This window comes from Lysinibacillus sp. NPDC093692 (genome assembly GCF_050280125.1).
GTDB lineage: Bacteria > Bacillota > Bacilli > Bacillales_A > Planococcaceae > Lysinibacillus.
Genome location: NZ_JBNNUW010000001.1, coordinates 586,115 through 599,513 on the forward strand (window position 1 = coordinate 586,115; position 13,399 = coordinate 599,513).

Annotated in this window: 12 protein-coding genes; all 12 read left to right on the top strand. The window is 38.3% G+C overall.

Annotated features, from left to right (window positions below; translation table 11 throughout):
• Positions 1–18: 18 nt before the first annotated feature.
• The 12 genes from ACQKN4_RS02610 (at position 19) to sigE (ending at position 13,372) form a co-directional block, all read left to right on the top strand.
• Positions 19–1,935, top strand: a complete 1,917-nt coding sequence (locus ACQKN4_RS02610) for a stage V sporulation protein D (RefSeq protein ID WP_079559767.1) — start codon at positions 19–21, stop codon at positions 1,933–1,935.
• Between the two features lie 124 nt (positions 1,936–2,059).
• A complete protein-coding gene (gene mraY, locus ACQKN4_RS02615) occupies positions 2,060–3,031 on the top strand; it encodes a phospho-N-acetylmuramoyl-pentapeptide-transferase (protein ID WP_079559768.1) in 972 nt (323 codons plus the stop codon).
• Complete coding sequence (murD, locus tag ACQKN4_RS02620; protein WP_079559769.1) at positions 3,028–4,377, top strand: UDP-N-acetylmuramoyl-L-alanine--D-glutamate ligase; 1,350 nt, start codon at positions 3,028–3,030, stop codon at positions 4,375–4,377. The genes mraY and murD overlap by 4 nt, the downstream gene beginning before the upstream one ends.
• Before the next feature lie 40 nt (positions 4,378–4,417).
• Positions 4,418–5,497: a putative lipid II flippase FtsW gene (ftsW, locus tag ACQKN4_RS02625; RefSeq protein WP_079559770.1), complete on the top strand. Its 1,080-nt coding sequence runs from the start codon at positions 4,418–4,420 to the stop codon at positions 5,495–5,497.
• Between the two features lie 20 nt (positions 5,498–5,517).
• Positions 5,518–6,336, top strand: coding sequence for a cell division protein FtsQ/DivIB (locus ACQKN4_RS02630; protein WP_079559771.1), 819 nt, complete (start codon positions 5,518–5,520; stop codon positions 6,334–6,336).
• Positions 6,317–7,042 (top strand): DUF881 domain-containing protein, encoded by a 726-nt coding sequence (locus ACQKN4_RS02635; RefSeq protein ID WP_079559772.1) that lies wholly within the window; start codon positions 6,317–6,319, stop codon positions 7,040–7,042. The genes ACQKN4_RS02630 and ACQKN4_RS02635 overlap by 20 nt, the downstream gene beginning before the upstream one ends.
• A gap of 70 nt (positions 7,043–7,112) precedes the next feature.
• Complete coding sequence (locus tag ACQKN4_RS02640) at positions 7,113–7,832, top strand: DUF881 domain-containing protein (protein WP_079559773.1); 720 nt, start codon at positions 7,113–7,115, stop codon at positions 7,830–7,832.
• Positions 7,833–7,835: 3 nt separating this feature from the next.
• On the top strand, positions 7,836–8,207 hold the full coding sequence (locus ACQKN4_RS02645) for a small basic family protein (RefSeq protein WP_079559774.1): 372 nt from the start codon (positions 7,836–7,838) through the stop codon (positions 8,205–8,207).
• 96 nt (positions 8,208–8,303) lie between these two features.
• Positions 8,304–9,587 (top strand): cell division protein FtsA, encoded by a 1,284-nt coding sequence (gene ftsA, locus ACQKN4_RS02650; protein ID WP_079559775.1) that lies wholly within the window; start codon positions 8,304–8,306, stop codon positions 9,585–9,587.
• 305 nt (positions 9,588–9,892) lie between these two features.
• The gene (ftsZ, locus tag ACQKN4_RS02655; protein ID WP_079559776.1) at positions 9,893–11,050 is read left to right on the top strand and encodes a cell division protein FtsZ; all 1,158 of its coding nucleotides are present in this window, start codon (positions 9,893–9,895) and stop codon (positions 11,048–11,050) included.
• Positions 11,051–11,817: 767 nt separating this feature from the next.
• Positions 11,818–12,651 (top strand): sigma-E processing peptidase SpoIIGA, encoded by an 834-nt coding sequence (locus ACQKN4_RS02660; protein ID WP_079559777.1) that lies wholly within the window; start codon positions 11,818–11,820, stop codon positions 12,649–12,651.
• A gap of 13 nt (positions 12,652–12,664) precedes the next feature.
• The gene (gene sigE / locus ACQKN4_RS02665) at positions 12,665–13,372 is read left to right on the top strand and encodes an RNA polymerase sporulation sigma factor SigE (RefSeq protein WP_049668349.1); all 708 of its coding nucleotides are present in this window, start codon (positions 12,665–12,667) and stop codon (positions 13,370–13,372) included.
• Positions 13,373–13,399: the final 27 nt, after the last annotated feature.

Below are 13,399 nucleotides of genomic sequence, written 5' to 3' on the forward strand. Positions count from 1 at the left end.
AACAAGGTGTGATGTCGAATGAAGTGGATTTCTATCCATTCCAAAAAGCGTTTGCGTGTTTTATATGTATTGTTTATGTTTGTAGTCGCTGCGATTATTATTAGGCTTTTCTTCTTGCAAGTATTAGATCAAAAAGAACTGACAAAGAAAGCCGAAGAGAATTGGGACCGTGAAATTCCTTTTGCCAATGAGCGAGGGCATATTACTGACCGTAAGGGGAAAAATATTGTCACAAATAAGCTTGCACCAACTTTATATTTCATGCCTTCTCAAAGTAAGGATATTGAAGGTGCAGCGGCAAAAATTGCACAAGTTTTAGGTGTAGATGAACAAAAGCTTTTGGAAAAAATGAAGAAGAAAGTGTACTTAGTAAAGCTGGCACCTGAAGGAAAAAATATTCCTTATGAAAAAGCAGTGGAGTTACAAGCTATGCAGATTGAAGGATTATATAGTGGTGTCGATTATTCAAGGGATTATCCATACGGTACCCTATTATCTCGTTTTTTAGGTTTCACAGGCTATGATGCACAAGGTTTAGCGGGAATTGAATATGAATACGATAAGCTGTTACAGGCTAATTCTTCGGCTATACGAATCTTTACAGACGCGAAAGGGAATAATTTACCGAATGTAAAGAGTGCCTGGAAGGCTGGTGAAGATGGCGCAACGGTCGAGCTAACGATAGATGTAGATGTACAACAGGTCGTTGAACGTGAATTATCACAGGCGATGAAGCGTTATGATGCTGACCAAGCAATGGCCATTGCCATGAATCCAAACAATGGCGAAATTTTAGCATTAGCCTCATACCCTACTTTCAATCCAGCAGAATATCAAACGGTAGAGCCAGCAATCTACAATCGAAATTTACCTGTTTGGATGACATATGAGCCGGGGTCAACGTTCAAAATTATAACTCTTAGTGCTGCTTTAGAAGAAAATGTAGTGGATTTAGAGAAGGATACTTTTTATGATCCAGGCTATTCAATGGTTGCAGGAGCACGATTGCGTTGTTGGAAGCGAGAAGGTCATGGATCTGAAACCTTCCTTGAAGTGGTAGAAAATTCTTGTAACCCAGGCTTTATTGAATTAGGTCAGCGAATAGGTAATGAAAAACTACTACAATATGTTAAAGATTTTGGTTTTGGTACAAAAACAGGTTCTAACATTGCTGGTGAGTCTTCAGGGATTTTATTTTCCAAGGACGCTTTTGGACCTGTTGAGCAGGCTACAACTTCATTTGGCCAAGGGGTCGCCGTTACACCAATTCAACAAGTGCAAGCAGTAGCCGCAGCAATAAATGGGGGCAAGCTGTATACGCCATATGTTGTGAAAAAGATTTTTAACCCTAATACTGGGGACGTTATAAAAGAGACTAAACCAGAAGTTAAAAAACAAGTTATTCGTGAGGAGACGTCTGCAAAGGTTCGAGGTGCATTAGAATCTGTTGTCGCAAAGGGCTCAGGACGGCAAGCTTACCGAGATGGATTACGAATCGGTGGTAAAACAGGTACGGCACAAAAGGTAGAGAATGGCCGTTATAAAGACGGCGAATACATCGTATCGTTTATTGGCTTCGCACCTGCGGATAATCCGGAAATTGTCGTTTATGTAGCAGTAGATAACCCGAAAAAGGGAACACAGTTTGGCGGTGTGATAGCAGCTCCAATCGTTGGTCAAATTATTGAAGATATTGCACCTTTTGTTGGCATTGAAAAATCGAAGGAACAGCTCGAAAAAGATTATCGATGGGGTGACCCAATCACTGTGAAGGTACCAAGTTTTATTGGTCAAACGAAGGACGATATTGCCAAGCAACATTATCCATTCCGCATTGTATGGCATGGGGAAGGGACTAAAATTGGCAATCAGCTGCCTGAAGTGGATAGTGTTATCAAACAAGATGGCACCATTCATCTTTATTTAGAAAACTAATTAACTTTACCTTTAAAAAATGGGAAAGAACCACTATTATTATGAAGGGTAGTAATAAATACATGAAAGTTTGTGCTTTTTTCTTCAAGAAGAAAGTGAAACAAGATTTAAAGGAGATTTTTCAATGAAACTCGCAACAACGCTTACCATTTTAGCTCTTGCTTTTATAGTAACAGTTATCCTGGCACCAATTATTATTCCACTTCTTCGCCGATTAAAGTTCGGTCAAAGTATTCGTGAAGAGGGGCCAAAATCCCATATGAAGAAAGCTGGTACTCCAACAATGGGAGGCATTATTTTCTTAATTGCCATTATCCTCACTACTGTTGGAGTAGGTAGCTATTTAGATTTATTTACAACACAAACCATCGTACTGCTACTAGTATTAGTAGGGTTTGGGTTAATCGGCTTGTTAGATGATAGCTTAAAGGTTGTTTTTAAACGTAATTTAGGACTAACATCACTTCAAAAGCTTATTGGTCAAATTGTCATTGCAGTCTTGGCCTATTTCTTACTACATGGATCGTTTGATACATCAATTGCAATACCATTTACAGATTGGACGATCGATCTTGGTATTTTCTATGTAGCCTTTTTAATTTTCTGGTTAGTTGGCTTCTCAAATGCAGTGAATCTAACAGATGGCATAGATGGCCTTGTAGCAGGTACTGCATCCATTGCCTTTGCAGCATTTGGTGTTATTGCTCTGTTCCAAGAGCAAGCTGATATCGCCTTATTTTCATTCGCAGTAACAGGTGCATTATTAGGTTTTTTACTTTTTAATGCGAATCCTGCAAAAGTATTTATGGGAGATACAGGTTCTCTAGCATTAGGTGGAGCATTAGCTATGGTCTCTGTTTTAGAAAAAGCAGAATTCTTACTGTTATTAATTGGATTAGTGTTTGTTATTGAAACATTATCCGTTATTTTACAGGTAGGCAGCTTCAAACTTCGTAAAAAACGTATTTTTAAAATGAGTCCTATTCATCATCATTTTGAATTATCAGGTTGGTCAGAATGGAAGGTAGTACTTGTCTTTTGGTCAACAGCTTTAGCAGTAGCATTGATTGGAGTTTTATCGGAGGCGTTCTTATGAGAAATTTTACAGATTTACAACATAAAAAAGTCCTTGTTTTAGGTCTAGCTAAAAGTGGTGTGGCTGCAGCTGAGATTTTACATGAGCTTGGCGCCTTTGTGACGGTGAATGATTCAAAACCATTTGACGAAAGCCCAGATGCGCAAGGTCTATTGCAAAAGGGGATTACAGTTATTTGTGGGCGTCATCCAGAAGATTTACTAGATGAAGGCTTTGAAATAGTTGTGAAAAATCCAGGAATTCCTTATAGCAATAAAATAGTAGCAGATGCAATAAGCCGTGAAATCCCTGTTTGGACAGAAATTGAGCTTGCTTATTTAATTAGTGAAGCGCCATTTGTCGGGATTACAGGGTCAAACGGTAAAACAACTACGACAACGTTAATTTTCGACATGCTGAATAACGGTAGTTTAAAACCGTTAATTGCAGGGAATATAGGAACAGTTGCATGTGGTGTTGCAAGAGAAGCACAAAAGGATAATGTAATTGTGACAGAGTTATCATCCTTCCAATTAATGGGGACTAAAACGTTTAAGCCGAAGATTGCTATATTAACAAATCTTTATGATGCACATCTTGATTATCATGGGACATTTGATGACTATGCTGAGGCAAAATTTGGTGTTACACGTAATCAAGATGAAAGCGATTATTTTATTTATAATGCTGATCAGCCAGTTGTTGTTGGCTATGCAACAAAATCAAAAGCTCAAAAGGTACCATTTAGTTCTAAGGGATGCACGGATGCAGGAATTAGTGCGGATGACACAACAATTTATTGGCAAGGTGAGCCGTATTTAGATCGAGCGAATATCGCTTTGCCTGGTAAGCATAACTTAGAAAACATTTTAGCAGCTGTCGCAGCTTGTATTTTAGTCGGCTGTGACAAAGCTAAAATGGAAGAAGTGCTAGCGAAGTTTGGGGGCGTTCGTCACCGTACTCAATTTGTGTGTGAATGGAACGGACGCAAAATTTACAACGATTCCAAGGCAACAAATTGCTTAGCTACAAAAAGTGCTTTAGATGCATTCCGAGCACCTGTTATTTTACTTGCAGGTGGATTAGATCGAGGACATTCGTTTGAAGAATTGCGTCCATGTATGAGCCATGTAAAAGGTGTTGTTGCCTTTGGAGAAACAGGATTACGTTTTGTAGAATTTGCCAAATCATGTGGTGTACAGCAAACTGTCATTGCCCAAAATGTTGAGGATGCAGTACACTATGCTGCGCCGATGTCGGCAGAAGGCGATGTTATTTTACTATCTCCGGCTTGCGCAAGCTGGGATCAATATGACAGCTTTGAAATAAGAGGCGATGTTTTTATTGATGCTGTAATGAAGCTGTAATGAGCCTGTAACTATTTTAGAATATACTTGACTTGGAAGGATGGCATTACTGAGAGGGAAAGAAAGCTATTTATTGCTCGTCACAACATTGATGCTTTCAATAATCGGCATTATTTTCGTCTATTCTGCAGGTACCTATTGGAGTGCCGTTCATTATAGTGGAAAAATGCCGTTTTATATGAAGCAAAGTCTATACTTTGCCGTAGCTATTGTAGTGTTTTTAATCACTGTTCGATTAAATATTTTGAAAGAGCAGTCCTTTTGGAAAATGGCCTATATATTTTCGTTAGTTTTACTAGTCCTTGTACTTATACCGGGAATTGGACTTGTACGAAATGGCTCTCAAAGCTGGATTGGCGTAGGTCCTCTAACAATTCAGCCAGCTGAACTAGCGAAAATTACCGTCATTGTATACATGAGCCATATTTTAGCGCAGCATAAAACGGGTAAGTCGATTATTAATTGGCGGCATGGATTGATCTTATTATTGCCCGTTGTACTTATTATGCTACAGCCCGATTTTGGTTCAGTTTTTATTCTCGTTGTTTCTGTGTTTTTATTGTTTTTTGTGGCAGGGTATCCTTTAAAGCTTTATGCAATGTTTATGATTGCTGGGATTGCTGGATTAGTAGGCTTGATTGTCACGGCGCCATACCGACTAAAGCGAATTGAGGCATTTATTGATCCGTGGGTCGATCCTTTAGGAAGTGGGTTTCAGGCTGTGCAGTCGTTAATGGCTATAGGTCCGGCTGGGATTTTCGGGCATGGCTTTGGACAAAGTAGGCAAAAGTTTTTATATTTACCCGAACCACAAAATGACTTTATTTACGCAATAATCCTTGAAGAGGTCGGATTATTTGGTGGACTTGTTATTATAGCACTTTTCGTACTGACGATTTATGCAGGCTATAAATTTGCAGTGCGGGCTAAAACAAGAACATCTTATTACGCGATCATTGGACTTGTAACAATGTTAGCCGTACAAGCATTTCTAAATATAGCAGTAGTGATTGGTTTAGTGCCTGTAACAGGTGTCACATTACCTTTTATCAGCTATGGAGGAACATCTTTAGTAACAATGTGGCTAATAATAGGTATTATTTATCAATTAGCGAAATAAATATAAAGGAGGAGTACTTTTTGGAGAAAGTAATTGACATAGAAGATCGCATACCTACGCTAAAAAAGCGACGAAAAAAGCGTACAAATCGGAAATTTATAGTGCTAATATTACTTTTCTTTATCGTGTTAGCAGTACTCCTTTATTTTCAATCTCCTTACAGTAAAATCAACAAAATTACAGTCAATGGCGCTCGATTAGTAGAAGAACAATATTATTTGAAGTCAAGTACTCTTGCAACTGGGAAGTCAATGTGGGGATTTAAAGAAGAAGAGGTAGAGAAATTATTACTAAAGGATAAATGGGTGAAAGAAGCACATGTTAAACGTAATTGGCCTCAAGGCGTGGCAATAGAAATTAAAGAATGGAAAAAGGTTGCGTACTTAGCTGGTGACGGTACTTATTATCCATTACTTGAAAATGGCAAGCGCTTTGATCAAGCTGGAGATGAAATCCCGATTGATGCACCTGTATTTATCGGCATATCTGGCGAAAAGACAATTAAGAAACTTGTAAAGCAGTTAGCACAATTAAATCCAGAAGTATTAACTCTCATTTCTCAAGTCAATACTAACAGCAATAACTCAAACCCTAATGCAGTCAAGCTCTATATGAACGATGGCTATGAAGTTCGAGCTGTTATTCAAACATTAGCAGAAAAGCTAAATCATTACCCTTCACTTGTGGCACAAATTTCAAATTTGGAGAAGGGAGTTATCGATTTAGAGGTAGGCTCGTATTATCGTCCTTTCAATAATGAGTACAACCAAACAGCTATTGATATAGATACCGATGCGGCCGACCAGGAAGTGGAAAAAGATGAACAAGAAAAAGAATAGCAAAGAAAATTTCTTTTCAAGAAAACAATTTCAGTTGCTTATTGTTTGTGTGACTATGGGGTTTATCATTGGCTATTCCTACAACCAGGCAAAAGATAATCGAGATGCAGGTTCGACCAATCCAAAGCTTTTGGAGCAAGAGGATTCATATCGTGAGGAGTTAATTGCACAGCAAGAGCGCAATAAAGAATTATCAGAAGAAGCGAATGCTTTGCAGGAAAAAATTCGTAAGTATGAAAAATCATTCGTCGCTAGCAAAAAGGATTATACAAAGCTTGTTGAAGAAGCAGAGGATTTACGTTTGTTGTTAGGCGATTTAAATTCAGAAGGAAAAGGGATACGTATAACTCTTCAAGATGGTGATTACGATCCAAAATCTGCTAATCCTAATGATTATATCGTGCATGAAAGCCATATTTTTAAATTGCTCAATGAGCTTAAAATTTCGGGCGCTCAAGCAATTGCTATTAATGGTCAACGTGTTTTGGCGAATTCTTATATACGCTGTAATGGACCAGTCATTACGATTGATGGCAAGCAACATCCAGCTCCATTCGTCATCGAGGCTGTAGGAGATTCAGCAACATTCAAAGCTTCCTTAAACTTAAAAGGTGGCGTTGTGGATCAATTATTAAATGACAATATTGTTGTATCATTTGAAGAAGAGCAAAAGCTAACGATGCCAAAAGCAAAAGTAGAAAGTTAAACGATTTTTCTAATTTAAGATCTAAGGCGTAAATCTGTTAGGGGTTACGATACGTCTAGGAGGGGCTATTTTGAAAAAAAATATGTATACCCGAATAACGATCGTGCTATTTATTATCGGTTTGATGATAGCGGTACAATACAATACCATAAAGCAACCAGCTGAGCGAGATACACGAGATATTTGGGCCATAAGAGAGGAATTAGCAGAAGAAAAGCAAAGGCATTCCACATTATTAGCAGAAATTCGTTCACTTAATGAAGTAGTGGGTCGCTATGAGCAATCTGAGAAAGCAAATTTACAGTCGGCATTATATCAAACGCTGGATCGTTTAAAGCAACAGGCCGGGTTAACGGAAGTGACAGGGCCCGGAGTTGTACTTCGTGTTGAACCAGCGCCCGAATTAGTAGAAATGGGGTATGAAATCAAAGAAATTTCGCCTGATTTACTAACCCAATTACTAAATGCTCTGTTTAAAAACAATGCAGCGAGTGTCTCGATAGATGGAAATCGAGTTGTCCAGACTACAGCCATTCGAGACATAAATGGAAAGACAACAGTGAACAGTGTACCACTGTCCGCACCACCTTTTGAAATTTATGTTGGGACAAGCTCATTTAAGGAAGCACAAAAAATGTACAATTCATTACAGGCTTCCACATTTATTGATTCCTTTTATTTGGACAACTTTAACTTAATAATAGAGGAACCAACAGAGCATTTAATAATCCCAGCATTTGATCAGCCATTGACAAATGATTATTTAACAGAGGTGAAAAAAGGAGAATAATATATGTGGCTACCATTTTTAGGTTTGATATTTGGACTTGCCCTTGGCTTGTTAACAAATATGCAAATACCCTCTATTTATGAAAATTATCTGTCAATAGCTGTTTTAGCAGCCTTAGATACATTATTTGGCGGTATTCGTGCTCAATTACAGCAAGTATATGACGATAAAGTATTTGTATCAGGATTCTTTTTTAATATAATTCTGGCAGCGGGATTAGCCTTTTTAGGTGTGTATTTAGGAATAGATTTATATTTAGCGGCCATTTTCGCTTTCGGAGTACGTTTGTTCCAGAATATAGCAATTATTAGGCGTATTTTACTAACCAAGATAGATGAGAAACGTCACAAAAGGAACAAAAATTCCATAGAATGAGAGAAAAGTTGAGCTAAATGCTCGATTTGCTTAGACATTATGCCGAATTTACAATAGAATGAGAATAAGAGCATTTTTTCGAGGAGGTGCAGCGAATTGAATCAGCAAGATTTATATATTTCTCTTGATATAGGATCATCCTCTATCAAGGTATTAATAGGTGAAATGAGCGATGGTCAGTTACATGTAATTGGGGTCGGAAATGTAAAATCGAATGGAGTTCGAAAAGGTGCGATTGTTGATATTGATGCAACAGTTCAATCAATTCGAAAAGCAATAGATCAAGCTGAACGAATGACAGGATATCAAATTAATGAAGTCGTTTTAGGTGTTCCAGCTAACCAGACGATGTTACAGCTGGTTAAAGGTGTAGTCGCTGTAAATAGTGAAAATAGAGAAATTACAGATGATGATTTAGATAGAGTAGTAGAATCTGCACAAGTCATGTCAATACCTCCTGAACGTGAATTAGTGAATATTATTCCAAGACAGTTTATTGTGGATAATTTAGATGAGATTAAAGATCCACGAGGCATGATTGGTATCCGTTTAGAAATGGATGCCACAATGATTACTACTTCAAAAACACTTTTACACAATGTTCTACGTTGTGTAGAACGTGCAGGTCTAAGCATTCGAGAAATATATTTGCAACCATTAGCAGCAGGTTTTTTTGCATTATCGGAGGATGAAAAAAACCAAGGAACCGCGTTTGTTGATCTAGGAGGCGGTTCAACTACTATCGCAGTATTTGAAGAGGGATTATTAACACATACAGGTGTCATTCCAATTGGTGGCGATCATATTACAAAAGATATTTCAATCGTCTTAAAAACACCAACGGAACAGGCAGAGCAAATTAAACATCAATTTGGACATGCCTATTATGATGATGCATCTGATGAAGAACTATTCGAAGTACCGGTTGTAGGGACAGATTCAACAGATCAGTACAGCCAGCGCTATATTTCGGAAATAATTGGCGCTCGTTTGGAAGAATTATTTGAATTAGTCATTGACGAGTTAGCCCGTCTAGGTGTTAGAGATTTACCAGGTGGTGTTGTTTTGACTGGAGGCGTTGCAAAGCTTGACGGTATTGCTCAACTGGCACGTCAAATTCTGCAAACTCGTGTTAGAATATATACACCTGATTATATTGGCGTTAGAGAGCCTTCATTTTCGACGGCAGTTGGACTTATTCGTTACGCCTATTTAGAAGATGATTTTTATGGAAAAAGTGCTAATACGCAACCTATTGAATATGCAGTTGTAGGATCTCCTGCAGCCACATCTAAGAAGCAAGAATATGCTACACCTTCAGAGCCAAAAGGAAGCGTAATCGGAAGAGCAAAAAAATTATTTGATAAGTTTTTTGATTAACTTCTTTCAGCAGGTGTCCAAACACCCGCTGAAAGAAGTTAAAGCCTACGGCGGATGTCACGGAATCGGAAAGGAGTTCTACATAGGATGTTAGCCTAAAACATCGCATCCATGCGATAACGGCTAACTGACCTGCATCGGTAAAAACGCCACGTCCTGTGGCATTACCGAAATGACCGACATCGTGTCGGCCCTCAGCAGGCCTAAGCACAAAGCCGATTCCGGACGCAATTATACCGAGGCATAATTGATCTTGAATGCGTAATGAATGATACAGAGTCGAGTTACCGTGGGAGGAAAAAGAAATGTTAGAATTTGATACAAGTGTTGATCAACTTGCAGTAATAAAAGTCATTGGTGTTGGTGGCGGCGGTAACAACGCTGTCAATCGAATGATAGAACATGGTGTACAAGGTGTTGACTTTATCGCAGTAAACACAGATGCACAGGCCTTAAATTTATCGAAGGCAGAAATAAAGCTACAAATTGGTACAAAACTTACACGTGGATTAGGTGCAGGTGCTAATCCTGAAGTAGGGAAAAAAGCAGCAGAAGAGAGCCGTGAACAATTAGAGGAAGTTCTTCGTGGTGCTGATATGGTATTCGTTACAGCTGGAATGGGCGGAGGAACTGGTACTGGTGCCGCGCCAGTAATCGCACAAATTGCTCGCGATTTAGGAGCTCTTACAGTCGGTGTTGTAACGCGTCCATTTACGTTTGAAGGTCGCAAACGACAAACACAAGCTATCGGTGGTATCGGTGGCATGAAAGAGTCTGTTGATACTTTAATCGTTATTCCGAACGACAAGTTATTACAAATTGTTGATAAATCTACACCAATGCTAGAAGCATTCCGTGAAGCAGATAATGTTTTACGACAAGGTGTACAAGGTATTTCAGATTTAATTGCAACGCCAGGTCTTATTAACTTAGACTTTGCAGACGTAAAAACTATTATGTCTAACAAAGGTTCAGCGTTAATGGGTATTGGTATTGCTACAGGTGAAAACCGTGCTGCAGAAGCGGCTAAGAAAGCTATTTCAAGTCCATTACTTGAATCATCAATTGATGGCGCTAAAGGTGTCCTTATGAACATTACTGGTGGCTCAAATCTTAGCCTATTTGAAGTACAAGAGGCTGCTGATATTGTAGCATCAGCATCAGATGAAGAAGTAAATATGATTTTCGGTTCGGTTATTAACGAAAATCTAAAAGATGAAATTATTGTGACAGTAATTGCAACTGGTTTCTCAGAGGAAGCTTTACAGCAACAGCGTAATACTCCACGACCGACGTTAAATGCAAACAGACAAGCTACACAACAACAGCAAGCTCCGATTCGTGAGCAACGTCAAGAAGTGCATGTGCATCAAGAACAACCACGTCAAAATCAACAAAATTATGTACAGGATGACACGCTTGAAGTACCGGCATTTTTACGCAATCGTAAAAATCGCGGATAAGTCAGCATCCGAACTTTAAAAAGCTCGTATTTTACATTATGTGAAATACGAGCTTTTTTGTGTTGTTGAAAAACTATTAATTTTGGCGCTTCTGCAAAACGAAGGGGTGATTTCCATTCCGACTGGACGCTTTGCCGCTGACGCTACGCTTTCGCGCAGATAAAACATTTGTAGCTGCCGCTTTGCTTTCGCTACAGAAAATATTTGTTGTTGCTGTCGCTACGCTTTCGCACAGAAAACATCCGCTTCGCTGCAGGGTCTCGGGCCAACAGATGTCTTTTGCGCGAAAGCGTGAGTGCAACGTAGCGACAGCAGCACGACGTTGGTCACGAAGGCGTTATCACAGGATGTGATGGTTTTTAGCCTTCGTTCCTCTATTGCTGATCCCAGAGGAGTCGCCCAGTCTCCACTCCAATCAACCATTTTACATAGAATGTGTCTATTTGTATATCACTCTAATTTAAAGTGTGATAAGTGATAAAAAAACTAAAGTAACAAATGTTTCTAGTGCAAAAGCGAAGTGTTAACGAAGCGGATTGATGCTCACCCTCTAGGAAAACGAGTAGCCTGGAACAGAAATCATCCTCATTTAAAGTGTTACTACATTATAAAAATTCCCTTGATATTTTCAGTGACATAAAAATTAATTATGTTCAAATGTGTAGGGAAAGGATGTATTTTGTCAAAACATTTTTATGAAATGATGCGATTGTTTGACAATATTTGTGGGTGTAACATGCTAACTTTGTAAGTAGGAGGCGGCTGTTATGTATGGAGAATGGCTGGTGCTCATTAATACACTTTTTAATCTAGCGATACTTACGTTTACAGCGAGAGTAACAGGGGTTTTTGTAAAGAACACGAGATTATTAATGAGTTCTATTTGTAGTAGTTTTGTAGCTGTAATAGGTGGTCAAATGCTGTTAATGACGATACTGAGCTTTATCTTACTAATCGGCATAGCTTTTCGCTTTAAGATTCGAAGTTTTCAAAAGCAAGGACCGATTGTTTTAACAGCAACAATCATTATTGGTGGATTATTAACAGCGTTACAACCGTATTTAAAAAATCTTTCTGCTGTCCATTTTATAATTATTTGCCTACTATTAGCAGTTGGTAACCTTGTTGCTTTTTATAAGCAATGGGGATTTGTAAAGCTTGAGCGGTTAAGTGGTCAGTTTGTGTTTGATACGAATTTAAAAATTTTTGATATCACGATACCGCTTTCTGCATTTGTAGATACAGGGAATCAAGCAATTGAGCCACTATCAGGAAAACCTGTTCACTTTGTCTCTTATGCAGCATTACGCTCACATTTACCTGCAGCATTTTGCAAATCATTAATAGAATGGCAAGAAACTGATCCGTATAATGTATCCATGTTTTCAGAAGATTATCAGCGTTATATTCGATTTATTCATGTTAATACAGTGCAACAGCAGTCAGTTGTACTAGGTTTCCGCTTTGATGAGTGGCATATAAAAGGGGAGCACTCACAAGTGAAAACGAATGAATATATCGTATTAACAAGAAAGGCTAAAAATTTTCCGCACAGCACAGCAGCAATTTTACATTTTTCAGCGCTTTCAAATAACTCATAGAGGGGGAGAACTATTGCTTCTTAGGCTACTTGCTAGCTTGAAAAAATTTTGGAGTAAGTTTCGGAGTCGTGAAACGTACTATATAGGGGGAAATGATTCATTGCCAGTGCCATTAAGTCGAGAAGAAGAAGTTACAGTCATTGCATCCTTTATGAATGGTGATTTAAGAGCTAGAGATACACTAATTGAACGTAATTTGCGTCTTGTTGTTTATATTGCTAGACGTTTTGATAATACGGGAACACCGATTGAGGATTTAATAAGTATTGGCTCGATCGGTTTAATTAAGGCGATTGAAACGTTCAATACTGATAAAAATATTAAGCTTGCCACATACGCATCACGTTGTATTGAAAATGAAATTTTGATGCATTTACGTAAAACAAGTCGCATGAAGGGTGAAGTTTCATTAGATGAACCATTAAACTCAGATGCTGATGGAAATGAATTGTTATTGTCTGATATTTTAGGAACGGAAGAGCATATTATTTTAGACAATGTAGAGAAGAAAATTGAGCGTCAACATATGTTTCATGCGATCAATTTACTAGGCGCGCGTGAAAGATATATTATGGAATGTCGTTTCGGCCTCAATGGAAAAATTGAAATGACTCAAAAAGAAGTTGCTGATCATTTAGGTATTTCGCAATCATATATTTCCCGATTAGAGAAGAAAATTATTCAAGATTTACGTGAAAATCTGAATCAGCCAATATCTTAGAGAGGGAAATTTACCCTACCTAAAATT